General features: G+C 37.8%; 20 protein-coding genes. All 20 read right to left on the reverse strand.

Annotation, left to right across the window (positions count from 1 at the left end; all coding sequences use genetic code 11):
* Window positions 1-2: 2 nt before the first annotated feature.
* Entirely contained in the window at window positions 3-2,081 is a 2,079-nt protein-coding gene (gene topA / locus B5P40_RS10375; RefSeq protein WP_113709232.1) for a type I DNA topoisomerase, read from the reverse strand.
* A gap of 144 nt (window positions 2,082-2,225) precedes the next feature.
* Window positions 2,226-3,095 (reverse strand): DNA-processing protein DprA, encoded by an 870-nt coding sequence (dprA, locus tag B5P40_RS10380; protein ID WP_113709233.1) that lies wholly within the window; start codon window positions 3,093-3,095, stop codon window positions 2,226-2,228.
* Window positions 3,096-3,183: 88 nt separating this feature from the next.
* Window positions 3,184-4,086 carry a succinate--CoA ligase subunit alpha gene (sucD, locus tag B5P40_RS10385; RefSeq protein WP_000115186.1) on the reverse strand — a complete coding sequence of 301 codons (903 nt, stop codon included), beginning with the start codon at window positions 4,084-4,086 and terminating at the stop codon, window positions 3,184-3,186.
* A gap of 19 nt (window positions 4,087-4,105) precedes the next feature.
* Window positions 4,106-5,266 (reverse strand): ADP-forming succinate--CoA ligase subunit beta, encoded by a 1,161-nt coding sequence (sucC, locus tag B5P40_RS10390; protein ID WP_002014529.1) that lies wholly within the window; start codon window positions 5,264-5,266, stop codon window positions 4,106-4,108.
* Between the two features lie 193 nt (window positions 5,267-5,459).
* Window positions 5,460-6,233, reverse strand: coding sequence for a ribonuclease HII (locus B5P40_RS10395; RefSeq protein WP_002014527.1), 774 nt, complete (start codon window positions 6,231-6,233; stop codon window positions 5,460-5,462).
* Between the two features lie 55 nt (window positions 6,234-6,288).
* Complete coding sequence (gene ylqF / locus B5P40_RS10400) at window positions 6,289-7,179, reverse strand: ribosome biogenesis GTPase YlqF (protein WP_002014526.1); 891 nt, start codon at window positions 7,177-7,179, stop codon at window positions 6,289-6,291.
* A 20-nt stretch (window positions 7,180-7,199) separates the two neighbouring features.
* On the reverse strand, window positions 7,200-7,751 hold the full coding sequence (lepB, locus tag B5P40_RS10405; RefSeq protein WP_002066791.1) for a signal peptidase I: 552 nt from the start codon (window positions 7,749-7,751) through the stop codon (window positions 7,200-7,202).
* Between the two features lie 100 nt (window positions 7,752-7,851).
* Window positions 7,852-8,196: a 50S ribosomal protein L19 gene (gene rplS, locus B5P40_RS10410; RefSeq protein WP_002014524.1), complete on the reverse strand. Its 345-nt coding sequence runs from the start codon at window positions 8,194-8,196 to the stop codon at window positions 7,852-7,854.
* A 146-nt stretch (window positions 8,197-8,342) separates the two neighbouring features.
* Window positions 8,343-9,077, reverse strand: a complete 735-nt coding sequence (gene trmD, locus B5P40_RS10415; protein WP_002014522.1) for a tRNA (guanosine(37)-N1)-methyltransferase TrmD — start codon at window positions 9,075-9,077, stop codon at window positions 8,343-8,345.
* Window positions 9,077-9,592, reverse strand: coding sequence for a ribosome maturation factor RimM (rimM, locus tag B5P40_RS10420; protein ID WP_002014521.1), 516 nt, complete (start codon window positions 9,590-9,592; stop codon window positions 9,077-9,079). Before rimM ends, trmD begins: the two co-directional genes overlap by 1 nt.
* A 121-nt stretch (window positions 9,593-9,713) precedes the next feature.
* A complete protein-coding gene (locus B5P40_RS10425) occupies window positions 9,714-9,941 on the reverse strand; it encodes a KH domain-containing protein (protein ID WP_002088196.1) in 228 nt (75 codons plus the stop codon).
* A gap of 14 nt (window positions 9,942-9,955) precedes the next feature.
* Window positions 9,956-10,228: a 30S ribosomal protein S16 gene (gene rpsP / locus B5P40_RS10430; protein ID WP_000268750.1), complete on the reverse strand. Its 273-nt coding sequence runs from the start codon at window positions 10,226-10,228 to the stop codon at window positions 9,956-9,958.
* Between the two features lie 100 nt (window positions 10,229-10,328).
* Window positions 10,329-11,678, reverse strand: a complete 1,350-nt coding sequence (gene ffh / locus B5P40_RS10435) for a signal recognition particle protein (protein ID WP_002014519.1) — start codon at window positions 11,676-11,678, stop codon at window positions 10,329-10,331.
* Between the two features lie 12 nt (window positions 11,679-11,690).
* Window positions 11,691-12,023: a putative DNA-binding protein gene (locus B5P40_RS10440; RefSeq protein WP_000891061.1), complete on the reverse strand. Its 333-nt coding sequence runs from the start codon at window positions 12,021-12,023 to the stop codon at window positions 11,691-11,693.
* A gap of 132 nt (window positions 12,024-12,155) precedes the next feature.
* Window positions 12,156-13,145, reverse strand: coding sequence for a signal recognition particle-docking protein FtsY (gene ftsY / locus B5P40_RS10445; protein WP_002088200.1), 990 nt, complete (start codon window positions 13,143-13,145; stop codon window positions 12,156-12,158).
* 14 nt (window positions 13,146-13,159) lie between these two features.
* Window positions 13,160-16,729, reverse strand: a complete 3,570-nt coding sequence (smc, locus tag B5P40_RS10450; RefSeq protein WP_113709234.1) for a chromosome segregation protein SMC — start codon at window positions 16,727-16,729, stop codon at window positions 13,160-13,162.
* Window positions 16,730-16,877: 148 nt separating this feature from the next.
* Window positions 16,878-17,615, reverse strand: coding sequence for a ribonuclease III (rncS, locus tag B5P40_RS10455; protein WP_002033792.1), 738 nt, complete (start codon window positions 17,613-17,615; stop codon window positions 16,878-16,880).
* A gap of 58 nt (window positions 17,616-17,673) precedes the next feature.
* Window positions 17,674-17,907: an acyl carrier protein gene (gene acpP, locus B5P40_RS10460; protein WP_002014515.1), complete on the reverse strand. Its 234-nt coding sequence runs from the start codon at window positions 17,905-17,907 to the stop codon at window positions 17,674-17,676.
* Window positions 17,908-17,976: 69 nt separating this feature from the next.
* Window positions 17,977-18,717 (reverse strand): 3-oxoacyl-[acyl-carrier-protein] reductase, encoded by a 741-nt coding sequence (fabG, locus tag B5P40_RS10465; RefSeq protein WP_002014514.1) that lies wholly within the window; start codon window positions 18,715-18,717, stop codon window positions 17,977-17,979.
* Window positions 18,717-19,661, reverse strand: a complete 945-nt coding sequence (gene fabD, locus B5P40_RS10470) for an ACP S-malonyltransferase (RefSeq protein WP_002190506.1) — start codon at window positions 19,659-19,661, stop codon at window positions 18,717-18,719. The genes fabG and fabD overlap by 1 nt, the downstream gene beginning before the upstream one ends.
* Window positions 19,662-19,665: the final 4 nt, after the last annotated feature.

Here is a 19,665-nt window from a genome sequence, read left to right on the forward strand (position 1 = left end):
GCTCACATTTGTTGTTCTTCTTCATAATCACACGAAATACATTGTACTTGCACGCCTTTTTTTAACTTTTTCTCTACGAGCATACCTTCACACTTCGGACATTTACGACCAATCGGCTTATCCCAAGATACAAAGTCACATTCTGGATACGTACCGCATCCGTAGAAAAGGCGTTTCTTTTTATTACTACGGCGTTCAATAATTTGCCCTTTATCACACTTCGGACAAGTAATACCGATTTCTTTTACAATCGGTTTTGTATTACGACATTCCGGGAAATTTGAACAAGCCATAAACTTCCCATATTTACCCATTTTAAAGACCATCGGGTGACTACATAATTCACAGTCTTCCCCAGCTGGTTCATCTTTAATTTCCACTTCACGCATTTCTTTTTCCGCTTTTTCTAAGCGCGGTTCAAATCCTACGTAGAAATCATCAACAATTTTCACCCAATTTGCATTTCCTTCTTCTACTTCATCAAGGCTTTGCTCCATATTGGCAGTAAATTCAATGTTAATAATTTCTGGGAAAAACTCTAAAATAAGTTCGATTACTATTCCACCAAGCTCAGTCGGAACGAAGCGTTTATTATCTAAAGCAACGTATCCTCGTTTTTGGATTGTTTCAAGTGTCGGTACATAAGTAGACGGTCTCCCAATTCCAAGCTCTTCAAGTGTTCTTACTAGACGAGCCTCTGTGTAACGCGGCGGAGGCTGTGTGTAATGTTGCTTTGGTTCTATATCTTTTGAAAATACAGTTTCACCTACTTCTAACGGTGGCAACATCTTATCCTTTTCTTCCGCACCATCATCTTTCGACTCTACGTACACTTTCATAAATCCTGGGAACTTTACAACTGATCCACTTGCACGGAACTGAACATTGTTATTAATGAGTTTCGCTGTAACAGTATCCATTATAGCAGATGCCATTTGACTTGCAACAAATCGCTCCCAAATCAGTTTATACAAACGGAGTTGATCACGACTTAAGAAACTTTTTAGTTCCTCTGGCTTTCTCATTACCGAAGTAGGACGAATCGCCTCATGCGCATCTTGTGCTTTCGACTTTTTCGTTTCTTTCCTCTTCTCTGTTCCTATGTATTCCGCACCAAACGCCTCAGTAATGTAATCACGAGCCTCTGTTTGAGCTGTTTCTGAGATACGTGTTGAATCAGTTCTCATATACGTAATAAGACCTACAGTCCCTTGTTTTCCAAGATCTATCCCTTCATACAGCTGCTGTGCAAGCATCATTGTTTTCTTTGCTCGCATATTTAACTTACGCGCTGCCTCTTGTTGCAAGGAAGATGTTGTAAACGGTAATGCAGGGTTACGCTTTCGCTCTTTTCGCGTTACATTTTCAACCGAAAACGCATTGTCTTTCATCTTTTCGATTATTTCGTTCACTTGTGCTTCGTTCGTTAATTGAACTTTTTCACCATCTACACCGTAAAAGCTTGCTTCAAATGTGTCTTTCCCTTTCACAAATTCTGTTTTAATTGTCCAGAATTCTTCAGGTTCAAAACTTTGAATTTCTTTTTCACGTTCGATGATTAAACGAACTGCTACAGATTGTACGCGTCCTGCACTTAATCCTTTTTTTACTTTCTTCCATAATAAAGGACTAATATTGTAACCAACAAGACGATCGAGTATACGCCTTGCCTGTTGTGCATCTACTAAATCCATATTAATTGCACGAGGATATTTAAATGATTCTTTTATTGCATCTTTTGTAATCTCATTAAATACAACTCGGCAATCTGATTCAACGTCCACATTTAACGTATTTGCTAAATGCCAAGCAATTGCTTCTCCTTCACGATCCGGATCGGCCGCGAGATAGACTTTCTTTGCTTTTTTTGCCGCTGATTTTAAATCTTTTAAAACGGGACCCTTACCACGAATGGTAATATACTTCGGGGTGAAGTTATTCTTTACTTCTATCCCCATTTGGCTTTTAGGTAAATCGCGGACATGTCCCATGGACGCGACGACTTTGTATTTTTTCCCTAAATATTTTTCAATGGTCTTCGCCTTAGAAGGCGACTCCACGATTACGAGGTAATCTGACATGCTAGTGCCTCCTTAAGAGGTGGATTCAAGTCTTCATCAATCTTATTGATTTCTCTTGTTTTTGTCAATCAAGAATGAATATACCATACAGCGACAATCTACCATTTGTCAATAATTGTTTAATAAAAACATAAAAATATATGGTTAATTTAAAATTTCTTCAAGGATATCCTCCGCATTTCTTACTAGCTTTGCGCCTTGTTGAATTAGATGATTCGTTCCCGCTGCACTCTCTATAAATATAGGTCCAGGAAGCGCAAACACCTCTCTATTTTGTTCTAGCGCAAGGTCTGCAGTAATAAGGGATCCACTTCTCGTTTTTGCTTCTACAACTAAAACACCTTTACTTATACCGCTAATAATTCGATTTCTTTTTGAGAAATACCATTTTTTCGGCACATAATGGGGCGGATACTCTGTCAATAACAATATATAATCTTTCCACGTGTCATATAAACCTCTATTCTCCTTTGGATACATATAAGATAATCCGTGTCCTAATATTGCAATGGTCGGGCAATGCTGCCTTACTGTAACTTCATGAGCAATTGTATCTATCCCTCTTGCAAACCCACTAACAATAAGCCATTCTTTTTCAAGTAAAGGTTGTAAAATAAACTTCATACTCTCCTTTCCATATAAAGACGGTTCTCTCGTTCCAACAATCGCTAATTTATTTACTTTATTTAGAAAATCTCTTTCTCCTTTTCCGTATAAAACAAAAGGGGGATCTTGTATTTCTCGCAGTAATTGTGGATAGTCCTTATCCCATATTGTTATATAAAATATTCTCTTTTTTTCTAACTGGGATACATATTGTTGGAGATTTGAAATTTGAAGAAAATTTACTAGTTCTAAAGATTTTTTCGAGGATATTCCAGCGTAATATTCAAATTGTTTCGGACTAAAAGTGTATATTCCCTTCAGTTCTGGATCAACATATAGTAGTCTCTCCATCGCCTTCCAATGATCCGCCAACATGTAATGAAGGTGCAATAAACGTTCTCTTTTCATCTCAATTCTCCTTACCCATAATTTTTATTATGTAAACAAAAAATGTGTAAAAAGACACCCTCTAATAAGAAGGTGTCTTTCAAAAAGATTAGTAGTTTTTACAAGTCTCAAATAATCCCTTTTCTTTTAAAACAGAGATTAATGTTTCACCCATAACAGCTGGTGTTTCCGCTACTTTAATACCACAAGCTTCCATTGTTTTAATCTTTTCAGCAGCAGTTCCTTTGCCGCCAGAAATGATCGCCCCAGCATGACCCATACGTTTGCCTTCAGGCGCTGTTTGACCACCAATGAAGCCTACAACTGGTTTTGTCATATTAGCTTGTACCCATTCTGCTGCTTCTTCTTCTGCCGTACCGCCGATTTCACCAATCATAATTACAGCATGCGTTTCTTCATCTTCATTAAATGCTTTTAACGCATCAATAAAGTCCGTACCGTTAACAGGGTCTCCCCCGATACCTACAGCAGTAGATTGGCCAATACCTTCTTGCGTTAACTGATGTACAGCTTCATACGTTAATGTACCAGAGCGAGATACGATACCAACATGACCTTTTTTGTGAATATATCCTGGCATAATACCAATTTTACATTCGTCAGGTGTAATGACACCAGGGCAGTTTGGTCCAAGTAAACGTGTATGTTTACCCGCCATATATCTCTTTACATTTACCATATCTAATACAGGGATTCCTTCAGTAATACATACTACTAAATCAATCTTTGCATCAACTGCTTCCATAATTGCATCAGCCGCAAAAGCGGGTGGAACGTATACAACTGAAGCGTTTGCGCCTGTTGCTTTCACAGCATCTTCTACTGTATCAAATACTGGTACGCCTTCAATATCAGTGCCACCTTTACCTGGTGTTACACCACCTACAATTTTCGTACCGTATTCAATCATTTGCTTTGTATGGAATAACCCTTGAGAACCTGTAATACCTTGAACAATAACTTTTGTATCTTTATTAACTAATACGCTCATTTTTCTCCCCCGCTTTCTATTAGCCCACTAGTGAAACAATTTTTTGTGCACCGTCTGCCATAGATTCTGCTGCAACAATATTTAAACCAGACTCATTTAAAATTTTCTTTCCTAGCTCTACGTTTGTACCTTCAAGACGTACAACTAAAGGCAACTCAAGACCTACCTGCTTCGTCGCTTCAATAACACCTTCTGCGATAACATCACACTTCATAATGCCACCAAAAATGTTAACGAAGATACCCTTTACATTTTTGTCAGAAAGGATAATTTTGAATGCTTCTGTAACTTTTTCAGCTGTTGCGCCGCCACCAACATCTAAGAAGTTAGCCGGGTCACCATGGTAATGTTTAATGATATCCATTGTAGCCATTGCTAAACCTGCACCATTAACCATACAACCGATATTTCCATCTAAAGGAATGTAGTTTAAATCATATTTAGAAGCTTCAATTTCTTTTGAATCTTCTTCTTCAAGATCACGAAGTTCTAAAATATCTTTATTGCGATATAACGCATTAGAATCAAAGTTTAATTTTGCATCTAACGCCATAACTTTACCGTCACCTGTTGTAACAAGTGGATTAATCTCAGCGATAGAGCAATCTTTTTCGATAAACGCGCTGTATAAGCCCATCATAAACTTCACAGCTTGTCCTACAAGTTCTTTTGGAATATTGATGTTAAACGCGATTCTACGCGCTTGGAAACCTTGTAAACCTACTGCTGGATCAATATATTCTTTAAAGATTTTTTCAGGCGTTTTTTCTGCTACTTCTTCAATTTCTGTTCCACCTTCTTCAGATGCCATTAAAACAACTTGAGAAGTTGCACGATCTAATACAAGACCTACATAATATTCTTTTTTAATATCGCAACCTTCTTCGATAAGTAAGCGTTTTACTTCCTTACCTTCAGGACCTGTTTGATGCGTCACAAGTGTAGTTCCTAAAATGCTTTCTGCATATGTACGAACTTCTTCTAAATTTTTCGCAACTTTTACACCGCCAGCTTTGCCGCGTCCACCAGCGTGAATTTGCGCTTTAACTACACATACTTCCGTTCCTAATTCTTTCGCTGCTTCTACAGCTTCTTCTACTGTAAATGCAACCTTCCCGTTCGGAACGCTAACCCCATAGCTTCTAAGGACTGCCTTACCTTGGTACTCATGGATATTCATGGTCCCATCCTCCCCTGTTTTCCTGTTTTACTCGAAAAGTTTTTTAATGTTTAAAAAACATTACATTGCCATTGTATAAGATGATTGGCACGCTGTCTACAATAAAGTGTCAGAAAACTGAAATCGCTTTATTCTTTTTCGAAAATAATAATGTTTATATACCAAAATAAAAAATAAGCTGTGAATATACAGCTTATTTTTGAATCATATCTTTAATTGGCGCGAATGATTTTCGATGTTCCTCTAATACTCCATGTACTTCAATCGCTTCTAAATGCTGTTTCGTCCCATATCCCATATGTTGTTCAAATCCATATGCAGGATACTTTCCTCCTAACTCTTTCATCATGCGATCTCTCGTCACTTTCGCAATAATAGATGCAGCTGAAATAGAGACACTTTTCGCATCACCTTTAATGATTGATGTTTGCGGAATTGATGTAGGAAGCTTCATCGCATCGATTAATAAATATTCTGGTGTACATGATAAATTAGCAACGGCATCTAACATCGCTTGCTTCGTCGCTTGATAAATATTTATTTCATCAATAACTTGTGGTGATATAATTCCAACTCCAATCGCAATTGCATGCTCTTTAATTTCATCATAAAAACGCTCACGTTTCGCTTCACTTAATTTTTTCGAGTCATTTAATCCTGGAATATAAAAATCTTCCGGAAGGACGACTGCCGCCGTCACAACCGGTCCTGCTAACGGCCCACGACCCACTTCATCAATACCAGCAATGTATGTGAGCCCTTTTTCACGTAACTCATTTTCGTACTTTGACATTTCTAGAAATTTTTCTCTTTCTTTTTGCGCTAACTCTTTTTGTTTATACCACTTCAAAATTAGTTTTTGAACACCTTTTCGCTCATCTTTCACTAACATTTGAAAACGCTCGTCTTCTTCATTCATAATTTCTTGCAGCAAACATTCCGCTTCATGAATAGTCATTTTTTGCATCTATTTACACTCCTTTTAAACGTAACCAAAAAGAAAAGACGTACAAACGCACGTCTTATACTTCTTCTACTTTTTCCGCATCTTCTACCTGCTCTGCAAACTCTTCTGGTGTTTCAAATGTCATTTTTCCTAATCTTCCACCACGAAGCTCACGAAGTATAAGCTCAGATGTTTTATCATAATCAATCATTCCGCCGCCCATTAAGCAACCTCTATTTTTTCCAATTGCATCAAATAACTCCACAATTTCTTCTGGAATGTCATTTAAATTATATCGCTCTTTTAAACGTTCCGGATAATGTTTTTCCATAAAACGTAACGCATAAATAGCTACATCCTGTAGATTTAATATAGAATCTTTAATTGCACCAGTCGTCGCTAAACGAAGACCAACTAATTCATCTTCAAATTTAGGCCACAAAATACCTGGTGTATCTAATAATTCCATTTCTTTCCCAACTTTAATCCACTGCTGGGCCGTTGTCACACCAGGACGATCTCCTGTTTTTGCTATATTCTTCTTCGCTAATTTATTAATTAGTGTAGATTTACCAACGTTTGGAATACCTACAATTAAAGCACGAATTGCTCTTGGTCTAATGCCTTTAGCAACCATTTTATCGAATTTTTCTTTGACAAGAACTTTACAAGCTGCTGCAATTTCTTTCATACCTTGTCCAGCTTGCGCATTAATTGAAATTGCCTTTTGACCTCTTTCATCAAAATATGCAATCCACTGCTTTGTAAGACGATCATCCGCCATATCCGCTTTATTTAAAACAACAAGCCTTGGTTTATGTGTAATAATTTCATCAATCATTGGATTACGAGAAGATAAAGGTAATCGAGCATCTACAAGCTCAATTACAACATCAATTAACTTTAATTTTTCTGTTACTTGGCGTCTAGCCTTTGCCATATGTCCTGGGAACCATTGAATTACCATGTTGCCACCTTCTTTTTCTTTTATTTCACAATACGTGCATCTTTTAACGGCCAATATAGCATATTTGCTTTACCAATCACTTGGTCCATTGAAATTGTACCAATCGAACGGCTATCTTTACTAAAACGACGATTATCGCCTAAAACAAATAATTGACCTTCTGGAACAGTTTTCTTTCCTGTCATTTCTTCAAGAGTAAAATCATATGTAAGCGGTCCGTCAGCAAGTTGTTTTTTCTGCTTATCTAAATACGGCTCCTCATAAGGTTTCCCGTTAACATATAGTTTATCATTACGGTATTCGATTTCGTCGCCTGGCAGGCCAATAATACGCTTAATATAATCTTTTTCTTCCGTCGCTCGGAATACAATAATATCAAAGCGTTTCGGATCACCTATGTGATAGCCAATTTTATTAACAATCATTCGATCACGGTCATGTAAAGTCGGCGACATCGATACACCGTCTACGAGAATTGGGGCAAAGAAAAACTGTCTAATTACGCCCGCTAATACAACAGCAATCAAAATTGCTTTGATCCATTCCCAAAGTGAGCTCTTCTCTTTCTTCATGCTTTCCCCTCCACTGTTATGTAAGCTGCTCGTATTATACCAAAATTTCATATAGATTGGAAAAAGGGAGCTTGTGTATTTACAAGCTCCCATACATGTCTTATCGAATTTCTTTAATACGTGCTTTTTTACCGCGAAGGTTACGTAAGTAGTATAACTTAGCACGACGTACTTTACCACGGCGAAGTACTTCGATGTTCGCGATTCTTGGCGTGTGAACTGGGAATGTACGCTCAACACCTACACCGTAAGAAATCTTACGAACTGTGAATGTTTCACTGATTCCGCCACCACGACGTTTAATTACAACACCTTCGAAAAGCTGAATTCTTTCACGAGTTCCCTCAACTACTTTTACGTGTACACGTAAAGTGTCTCCAGGACGGAATGAAGGAAGGTCAGTTTTCAATTGGCCTTTTGTGATTTCTGTGATTAATTGTTGCATATTAAATTCTCTCCTTTAAACAGATGCTCTTATAAAGTCTTATTAAATTACAGCGGAACATCGTTAATACGGCTACTGATTTCAGTAGCACAAATGTTATAATAGCATATTGCTAGGACTGTTGCAATAGAAAATATATCAAGCCCTTATCGGTCTTCTTTAATCTGTTCCAGCCATTTCTCTTCTTGCTTAGATAATTCTCGTTCTTCCAGTAAATCCGGTCTACGTGTGTACGTACGACGTAGTGACTCTTTATGGCGCCATTCATCAATGTTTTTATGATTTCCTGACATTAGTACATCCGGTACCTTCATACCACGAAAATCAGCAGGACGTGTATAATGTGGGTGTTCTAACAAACCTGTGCTAAAAGAGTCTTCCACTTGTGACGTTTGATTCCCAAGCACTCCTGGCAAAAGACGTACAACACTGTCAGTGACTACCATAGAAGCCAATTCTCCACCCGTTAATACGTAATCCCCAATAGAAATCTCATCTGTTACAAGATGCTCACGAATTCGTTCATCGTATCCTTCATAATGGCCACATACAAAAATAACATGCTCTTCTCCAGCAAGCTCTTCTGCCTTCTTCTGCGTGAAACGCTCTCCTTGTGGACACATTAAGACGATTCTCGGCTTACGGTCTGTTTCCTTCGTTAACTCTTCTACTGCGTCAAAGATAGGCTGTGGGGTTAATACCATACCAGCGCCCCCACCATACGGATAATCATCTACACTATTATGCTTACTAGTTGTATACTCACGAAAATTGACAACACGAAGCTCTACCGCTTCTTTTTCTTGTGCTTTCTTTAAAATTGAAGACCCAAATACACCCGTAAACATATCCGGAAACAATGTTAAAATGTCAATTTTCATTATAGTAGCCCTTCCATTACATGAATGGTTACTAATTTATTTTCAATGTTAACTTGAAGTACAACGTCATCAATATAAGGAATTAACAAATCTTGACCCTTTGGACGTTTAATCACCCAAACGTCATTCGCACCAGGAGATAGAATCTCTTTGATTGTCCCTAACGCTTCTCCTTCTTCCGTTACAACGTTGCAACCAATAATTTCATGGTAGTAGTATTCACCTTCAGCTAGTTCGCCTAACTGCTCTTCTGGTACTTTTATTAAAGAACCTTTTAACTTCTCTACTTCATCTACATTGTTGTATCCTTCAAGTGTTAATAAATCAAATGTCTTATGTTGACGATGAGAAGTTACCTTCACTGTAAGGTAGTCTGTACCTTTCTCATCCCATATGTATAACGTGTTCCCTACTTTATATCGCTCTTCTGGAAAATCAGTACGAGAAATAACACGAATTTCTCCTTTTACGCCATGAGTATTTACAATTTTCCCTACATTAAACCATTTTGTCATAAATAGTATGTCACCCCTGGTTTCTATATAAATTAAGCATTTCCATTTTATATATGGAACATGCAATTTCTCTTTAAATGTTAAAAAAGGGAGAGGAAATAACTCCTCGCCCTTTTTACGTTTATTGAATTTCCAGTGTGACGTTCTCATCATTATGATGTCCCACTGAATACAAGAGCATTCTAATCGCTTTCGCAACTTTCCCTTGCTTTCCAATGACTTTTCCAACATCCTCAGGATGTACAGTTAATCGATACTTTATTTCTCCGTTGCAAAGTTCCTGTGTAACTTTTACATCTCCAGGATGATCCACAAGAGGTTTAACAATTGTCTCGACTAACATTTTCATTGTCATTGCCTCAATTACTTACCTTGTTTAGATAAGTGGAATTTCTCCATGATACCTTGGTTAGAGAAAAGGTTACGAACTGTATCAGATGGTTTAGCACCATTTCCTAACCATTTTAATGCTGCTTCTTCGTTGATCTTAACTTCCGCTGGTTGAGCAACCGGATTGTAAGTACCGATTTCCTCAATGAAACGTCCGTCACGAGGAGAACGAGAATCTGCAACAACTACACGATAGAAAGGAGTTTTTTTAGCTCCCATACGTTTTAAACGAATTTTAACTGCCATTTATAAAGCACCTCCGAATTTATTTCACACAGATAATTATATTAGCAAAAAGACTATTGCTTTGTAAAGTATTTTTTCTTAACAGAGCCATCTTTTTTCCTTACATGAATGGAAACTTCAATCCACCTAGTCCTTTTTTCTTACCTTTTTGCATTCCCGTCATCGTCTTCATCATTTTTTTCATATCATCAAATTGCTTGATTAGACGATTGATTTCTTGTACCGTTGTACCGCTACCTTTGGCAATGCGCTTTTTACGACTAGCATTGATTATTTCCGGTTGTTCTCGTTCTACTTTAGTCATAGAACGAATAATTGCCTCAATATGCCCAATTTGTTTTTCATCAACTTGTGCATTTTTCAGCCCTTTAATTTTATTTGCACCAGGAAGCATTCCTAACAATTCGTCAAGCGGTCCAAGTTGACGCACTTGTCCAAGTTGTTCTAGGAAATCGTCAAGCGTAAACGAAAGCGTACGCATTTTTTGCTCAAGTTCTTTTGCTTTCTCTTCATCAACTGTAGCTTGCGCTTTTTCAATTAATGTTAAGACGTCGCCCATCCCTAAAATACGGGATGCCATACGTTCTGGATGGAACGCTTCAATTGCATCTAGTTTTTCACCCATACCAGCAAATTTAATTGGTGTATTTGTTACAGCCTTAATAGATAATGCCGCACCACCGCGCGTATCACCATCTAATTTCGTTAATACAACACCTGTTAATCCTAACTGTTCATGGAAACTTTGTGCTACATTTACCGCGTCTTGTCCTGTCATCGCATCGACAACAAGGAAAATTTCATCCGGTTTCGCAACTTCTTTGACTTTTGCTAATTCACCCATTAGTTCTTCATCAATATGCAGGCGACCCGCTGTATCGATTAAAACGTAATCGTGATGATCTTCTTTTGCTTTCGCAATCGCTTGTTTCGCAATTTCAACCGGACTTACTTGATCTCCTAAGGAGAAAACAGGCATGTCCAATTGCTTCCCTAATGTTTCAAGCTGTTTAATCGCTGCTGGACGGTAAATATCCGCTGCAACAAGCATCGGTTTACGATTATGCTTTTTACGAAGCAAATTTGCAAGCTTACCTGTCGTCGTTGTTTTACCCGCACCTTGCAGACCAACCATCATTATAACAGTAGGTGGCTTATTAGCAACAGCAATTTTGCTTTGCTCTCCGCCCATAAGTTCTGTAAGTTCTTCCTGTACGATTTTAATTACTTGTTGTCCAGGTGTCAAACTTTTCATTACATCTTGTCCGACAGCACGCTCAGACACACGCTTTATAAAATCTTTTACTACTTTAAAGTTAACATCCGCTTCTAAAAGAGCTAGACGAACTTCTCTCATCATTTCTTTTACATCGGCTTCAGAAACTTTTCCTTTGCCGCGGATTTTTTGCATTGTCTGTTGAAGTCGGTCGGCTAATCCTTCAAATGCCATATTGCCGCCCTCCTAATCTAATTTTTCGATAGCTTCAACAACTTGTTTCATTTCTTCATTTACATGCTCTTCTTCGCTGATTAGCTGTTTTAGCTTTGCAACAAGTCGCTGTCGCTCTTGAAACTTTTGAAGTAATACTAATTTATCTTCATATTCTTCAAGCATCGCTTCAGTCCGTTTAATGTTATCATACACGGCTTGGCGACTTACATCAAATTCTTCCGCAATTTCACCAAGAGATAAATCATCTAGATAATAAAGCGACATATAACTTCTTTGTTTTTGCGTTAACAACGATTGATAAAAATCAAATAAATAGTTCATTCTCGTTGTTTTCTCGAGCATGTTGGATCATCCTTTGTTAAGTGATTTCCCTTTACATGACTTAGTTTACATGGAGTATAAAAGAGTGTCAAGTTTTTTTCTTAACATCACATATTTTTATAAAAAAAGAAGCGGAAATACCGCTTCTTTCACTTACACTTCTTCTGTTTCTACTACGTTCGCAAACAAACCATAAACATATTGTTCTGGATCAAACTGTTGCAGATCATCCATTTGCTCTCCTAGCCCAACAAATTTCACCGGAACATCCATTTCGTTACGAATCGCTAAGACGATACCACCTTTAGCAGTTCCATCTAACTTCGTTAAAACAATACCAGTAACATTCGTGGCTTCACGGAATGTTTTCGCTTGGCTTAAACCATTTTGCCCTGTTGTTGCATCAATAACAAGTAATACTTCATGAGGAGCCCCTGGTACTTCACGCTCAATTACGCGCTTCACTTTCTCTAACTCATTCATTAAGTTTACTTTATTTTGTAAGCGTCCCGCTGTATCACATAGCAATACATCCACTTTACGGGCCTTTGCCGCTTGTACAGCATCATACATAACAGCCGCTGGATCAGATCCTGACCCTTGTTTAATTACTTCTACACCAACACGATCGCCCCATACTTCTAATTGCTCAATCGCCCCAGCACGGAATGTATCTCCTGCCGCCAATAGGACAGACTTACCTTCTGATTTAAATTTATGTGCAAGCTTACCAATCGTCGTCGTTTTCCCCACACCATTCACACCAACAAATAAAACTACTGTTAATTGATCCTCTTGTATATTAACTTCATTACTAAAATCGCTGTCACCTTTGTAAATGCCCACTAGCTTTTCAGAAATAACAGCCTGTACTTCTTTCGGATCTTGAATGTTACGACGTTGCACTTCTTCTTTCAACTGATCAATTAATTCCATCACTGTCGAAACTCCGACATCCGCACTAATTAAAATTTCTTCTAATTCTTCAAAGAAATCTTCGTCTATTTTGCGGTAACGGTACACTAAGTCATTTACTTTATCAGCAAATGAATTTCTCGTTTTTTCTAATCCTTGTTTAAACTTCTCTGTTACCGTATCCGTTTGTTTTGAAATTTTTTCTTTTAATTTTTTTAAAAAGCTCATACTTCCCATCCTTCCTATCTACTTGCAACAAGTTCTTCGCCATCATCTAAACGAACAGAAACAAGCTTCGACACCCCTGATTCTTGCATTGTTACACCGTACAATACATCAGACTCTTCCATTGTACCTTTTCGGTGTGTAATTACAATAAACTGCGTTTCATCACTAAATTTCTTTAAATACTGCGCAAAACGAGCAACGTTTGCCTCATCAAGAGCTGCTTCCACTTCATCTAGAACACAGAATGGAACTGGGCGTACTTTTAAAATACCAAATAAGAGCGCAATTGCCGTTAAAGCACGCTCTCCCCCTGAAAGTAAACCTAAATTTTGTAGTTTCTTCCCTGGTGGTTGCGCTACAATATCAATACCCGTATTTAGTAAATCTTCTGGGTTTGTCATTACTAAATCCGCTCTTCCACCTCCGAATAATTCAGAGAATACAGATTGAAACTCTGTTCGAATCCCTTCGAATGTAGTAGAAAAGCGTTTTTTCATCTCTTCATCCATTTCCGTAATAAGTTGATGCAATGTCGATTTCGCTTCTTCTAGGTCATCTCTTTGCTCTAATAAGAATGTATGGCGCTCTGCTACACGTTCATACTCATCAATTGCCCCTAAATTTACTGCGCCTAACTCTTCAATGGATAGTTTAATTAGTTTCACCTTTTTACGTGCATCTTCTGCAGGCATCATCATTGTATACTTAAGTTTTGCTGCTTCAAATGAAATAGTATATGTTTCACGTAAATGTTGCAATCTATTTTCCAGCTCTACATCAAGTCGGTTAATTTTCACTTCTTGATCTTTCAGCATCTCAAGAATATATTTATGTTTACCTATTGTTTCTTTCACACCGCGCTCTAAATGCTCGACTCTTTCTTGCAATGATACGCGTTGTTCACGACGAGAACGAATTAACTCCGAAGTTTGATTACGATCATACGCTTTCTTCTCAATCATATTCGTAATTTGTTCTTCGCCACTTGAATTAGATGTCATCTCTTGCTTTAAGAACGCTAAATCTTCTTTCGTTTTTACAAGCGTCGCATCAGTCTCTTCTTTTTCCTTCGTCAATCGTTCGACTTTTTCTTTTTGATTAGACAAACGTTGTTGTTGTTCAGCAGCTTGTACTTTTAGCTCCGTCATTTCCTTCTGAACTTTTTCTTTTGAAGAATATTGTTCACTTTTTTGTTTCGTTAAAACGACGATTTTGCTATCTAATTCCCCAATCTCAGCTTGAAGAGTCGCTAAAATCTTTTCTAACTCTTCTTTGCGCCCTTGCATTTTTACTTGATCTTGTAAAAATCCTTCAATCTCTAAATCGTAAATCGATAAACGATCATTAATACGATGTTCATCTAATTCTAAACGATTAATTTCTTCTCTTAGCTTCTGTTCATCTACACGTTCGGTCTCTACACCTTGGCGTAGCTCTCGTATTTGTACTTCTTTTTCTTGAATCTCTTGCTTTACTGCTTTAACAAAGTTTTCTAGCTTTGTTGTTTTTTCTTCCATGTCAGTTAGTTTTTTAGTCCACTCTTCAAGTTCACGTTGACGTCCCAATAAAGAGGATTTCGCCTGTTTTACAGCTCCACCCGTCATAGAACCACCCGGGTTCACTACGTCACCTTCGAGTGTTACAATACGATAGTGGTATTGCAGTTGTTTCGCTAACTCATTTGCTCCGCGTAAATCTTTCGCAACAACAACTGTACCTAATAAACTTGAAACTACATTCTCATATTTATTATTGTACTGCACAAGTTCTGCCGCTACACCGACAAACGATGGATGCTGATTCACAATGCGTAATTGATCAAATGATAGCGATCGGCTTTTAATAACAGCTTGAGGTAAAAACGTTGCACGGCCATGTTTATTTTGCTTTAAAAATGCAATTGCATTACGAGCATGCTCTTCTGTTTGTACTACGATATGTTGCATCGCTGCCCCAAGGGCGATTTCCATTGCGATTTCATATTCTTTCGGCACAGTCAGAAGTTCTGCAACAGCTCCCTCAATACCTTGTAGTCTATTTTCTCTAGCCTTTAATACTTCACGTACCCCTTGATAGAAGCCAGAGTAGTCCTCTTGCATCTCTTCTAACATTTCTTTACGAGAGCGCGCCTGTTGCACAAATTGATACGCTTGATACAGTTTCGTTTCATTTTCACTATACTGCGACTTACATTTCCCAAGTGCCGTTTCTGTCTTCTGTATGTTAGAAATAATGCCAGCTATTTTCTCTCTCGCTTGCTCATAGCTGTCTACAAGTTTCGCCTTTTTCGCTGTAATTTCCACACGCATCTGTACATACTTTTCATTTTCTTCATCAAGTCGTTCGTTTTTAGAGTTTTGCTGTTTTGATTGTTCTTCAATCATAGATAATTCATTACGAAGACTTGCTTGTTGATTTAAAAGTTCAATATAGTCACCTTTTAAATTCTCAATTTGTTCCTCTAAATTCTCAGCAAAAGTCGCAAGTAATTGCTCGTTATCATGCAATTTCTTCTCCAATTCTTTTACTTGATTCACAAATTGCATTAAAGCTTCTGTACTTGTTTCAATTTCGCCATCATAACTTGTAGTTTTCTCTGTTAACTCAACAATTAGCTTTTCAAGCTGCGCACAATGTGTCGTTGCATTTTGCTTTCTTTCCTTTAACAGCTCGCGTTGCCCTTCTAGTTTTTCTAGTTCTTTACTAGACAGAAGTAGAACTTCTTGTAAGGAATTTACAGATTCATCAACGGCTTGTAATTGCCCGCGTAATTCCTCAAGCTCTTCTTCACTTTTTTGTAAGTTCGCCGACATTTTAGCTTCTTCATCTTTATTATGCCCAAATTGATTTCGAAGCGCTTCCCACTTTTCATGTAATTCTTCAATTTCATGTACAATAAGCGCAGCTTCTACTTTCTCTAATTCTTCTTTTTTCTCAAGATAATCTTTCGCAATAGAAGCTTGTCTTTCTAGTGGTTCTACTTGACTACTTAATTCGTGAATAATATCTTGTACACGATTTAAGTTTTCTTGTGTTTCCGCCAATTTCCCTTCAGCTTTCTTTTTACGAAGTTTATATTTCAGCACACCCGCAGCTTCTTCAAATACACCACGACGTTCTTCTGATTTACTACTCAAAATCTCTTCGACTTTCCCCTGGCTAATAATCGAAAAAGCTTCCCTTCCCATACCAGAATCCATAAATAAATCAATAATATCTTTTAATCTACAAGATTGTTTATTAATATAAAAATCACTATCACCCGAACGAGATACACGACGCGTTACACACACCTCGTTATACTCAATCGGTAAGCGTTGGTCTTCATTATTTAAAGTTAATGTAACTTCAGCAACATTAACCGCTCTTCTCGTATCACTGCCGGCAAAAATAATATCCTCCATCTTTGCACCGCGTAATGACTTTGCAGATTGTTCACCAAGTACCCAGCGAATTGCATCAGTAATATTACTTTTCCCGCTCCCGTTAGGTCCTACTACAGAAGTTACACCTGGAACAAAATCGACAGATACACGCTCAGCAAAAGACTTAAATCCTGCTATTTCTAATCTTTTTAAAAACACGAAAGGCCTTCCTCCTATTCTCCGTTGTTGTAAACGTTGTCTATACGAAAACAAACTACTATACGGATTTCCCACTCCTTTTATTTATAAATAAAAGGAAAGTTTCATTCTATGCATAAGGAATCCCCCTCATTCAAAGGGGGATTCCTCATGATTGTTCTTTTAATTTTTTCAATGCTTCTGCAGCAGCTTGTTGCTCTGCCTCTTTTTTTGACTTACCACTTCCAAGACCTAATGCCTCATTATTTAAAGTTACACGGGACACAAATTCTCGGTTGTGGGCCGGTCCTTTTTCTTGCAAAATTTGATACTCAACATTGCCACTACCATCACGCTGAATCAATTCTTGCAATTGACTCTTATAATCCATCACATGAGAAAAAGCACCTTCATTAATTTTTGGATATACAACTTCTTTTAAGTATCCCCAAACTGTTTCTAGCCCTTGATCAAGATAAAGGGCACCAATAAACGCTTCAAAGACATCCGCTAATAAAGCTGGTCGTTCACGTCCACCCGTCATTTCCTCACCTTTCCCTAATAAAACAAGGCTACCAAATGACATTTCGTTTGCAAAACGAACAAGAGATGGCTCACATACAATAGCTGCACGTAGTTTTGTTAACTCTCCTTCGCTCATTGTCGGATATTTTTGAAACAGATACTGTGATACAGTGAGTTCCAATACAGCATCGCCAAGAAACTCAAGACGCTCATTGTCCTCATGCGGTTTTTTTCGATGCTCATTCACATACGATGAATGCGTAAACGCTTGAATCAATAATTTTTCATCTGTAAACGTAATACCTATCTCTTCTTGAAATACTTTAAAAGCTTCACGATATTTTGCTTCGTATTTTTTTTCTCTATGTTTTCGGTACGGCATAGGTCCCTCCAGATATAAGCCGAGAAGCCCCGTTAAAAAACGGGACTTCACTTAAGCATTATAGATGACTCTCTATGTAAGTCACAGCATCGCCAACAGTAGCAATCTTTTCAGCATCTTCATCAGAAATTTCCATTTCGAATTCATCTTCTAATTGCATTACAAGTTCTACTACATCTAGGGAGTCTGCGCCTAAATCTTCTTTGAAGCTTGCAGCTGGTACTACTTCAGTTTCTTCTACTCCTAAACGATCAACGACAATTTTGGTTACACGCTCTAAAACATCTGCCATTCTATTCACCTCCCCTCAAATATTATATAAAATATTGTCCAAAAAAACTAGGTGAAATCGATTCTTTTATTACATTACCATACCGCCATCAACATTTAACGTTTGACCTGTAACATATTTACTTTGATCAGAAGCAAAAAACGTTACAGTATTTGCGATATCTTGTGCTTCTCCAAACTGAGCTGCAGGAATTAATTTTAACATTTCGGCTTTTATATTTTCATCTAATACATCCGTCATATCAGTCGCAATAAACCCTGGAGCAATTGCATTTACAGTAATATTTCGGCTCGCTAATTCTTTTGCTGATGTTTTTGTTAATCCAATTACACCAGCTTTAGCAGCAACATAATTTGCTTGTCCTGGGTTTCCTGTTACACCAACAACAGAAGCGATATTAATAATACGTCCATGACGTTGACGCATCATATAGCGCGATACTGCTTTCGTACATAAGAAAACACCTTTTAAGTTTGTATTAATAACTGTATCCCATTCTTCTTCTTTCATACGCATTAATAAATTATCTTTTGTTACACCAGCGTTATTTACAAGAATATCAACTTGTCCAAACGTATCTACAGTTTGTTTCACCATTGCAGTAACATCATCAGCATTTGCAACATCTGCTCTTACTGCAATGGCATCTGAACCTAATTTCTTTATTTCATCAACTACTTCATTCGCCTTTTGCTCATTACCAGCATAATTTACTACAACATTTGCCCCTTGTTTCGCTAAATCAATAGCAATCGCACGACCAATCCCACGTGAAGCACCAGTTACTAATGCTACTTTCCCTTTTAACATCAGCTTTCTCCTCTCAAATTTGAAATGGTATCTCTTAATGTCTCTTCATCATATACCGCATATGCTTTCACTGAAGAATCAATCGACTTCATAAGACCAGCAAGTACTTTTCCAGGTCCGATTTCAATAAATGTATCTACCCCTTGATTCACCATATACTCAATAGATGGGTACCATAATACAGGCGAATAGAGCTGTTCAATTAGCTTTGCTTGAATATCTGTACCACGCGTAATAACATCTGCCGTAACATTTGCAATAACAGGAATATTCGTGTCTTGAATTGTAATTTCATTTAAAACACTTTGGAATTTCTCAGCAGCTGGTTTCATAAGCGAGGAATGAAACGGTCCACTTACTTTGAGCGGAATTGCTCTTTTAGCACCATTTTCTTTCGCTCTTTGAGAAGCAAGTTCTACTCCTTGCTTTGTTCCAGAAATAACAATTTGCTTCGTACTATTCATATTAGCAATTTGTACTGCATATCCTTCACTTGTTACTTCTTCTGTAACTCGTTTCAGCATATCCGGATCCGCACCTAAAATAGCTGCCATTGCACCTTCCCCGCCTGGAACAGCTTCTTCCATATATTCCCCGCGTTTCCTTACAGCATATACAGCGTCTTCGAATGTTAATGCACCAGCAGCTACAAGAGCGCTATATTCACCTAAACTATGTCCTGCGACAAAATCAGGTGTAATATCATACTCCTTCAAAGCTGTTAAAATTGCAAAGCTCGTTGTTAATAGTGCCGGCTGCGCATTTGTTGTTAATGTTAACTTTTCTTGCGGTCCTTCAAAAATCACTTCTGAAAGAGAATCATGCAAAACCTCATCCGCTTTTGCAAACACTTTCGCAACCTCTTTATTATTCTCCGCTAACTGTCTACCCATTCCAACTGCCTGTGAACCTTGGCCCGGAAAAAGAAATGCTATTTTTCCCATTTCA

Origin of the sequence: Bacillus sp. SRB_8 (genome assembly GCF_003264205.1) — a bacterium.
GTDB lineage: Bacteria > Bacillota > Bacilli > Bacillales > Bacillaceae_G > Bacillus_A > Bacillus_A mycoides.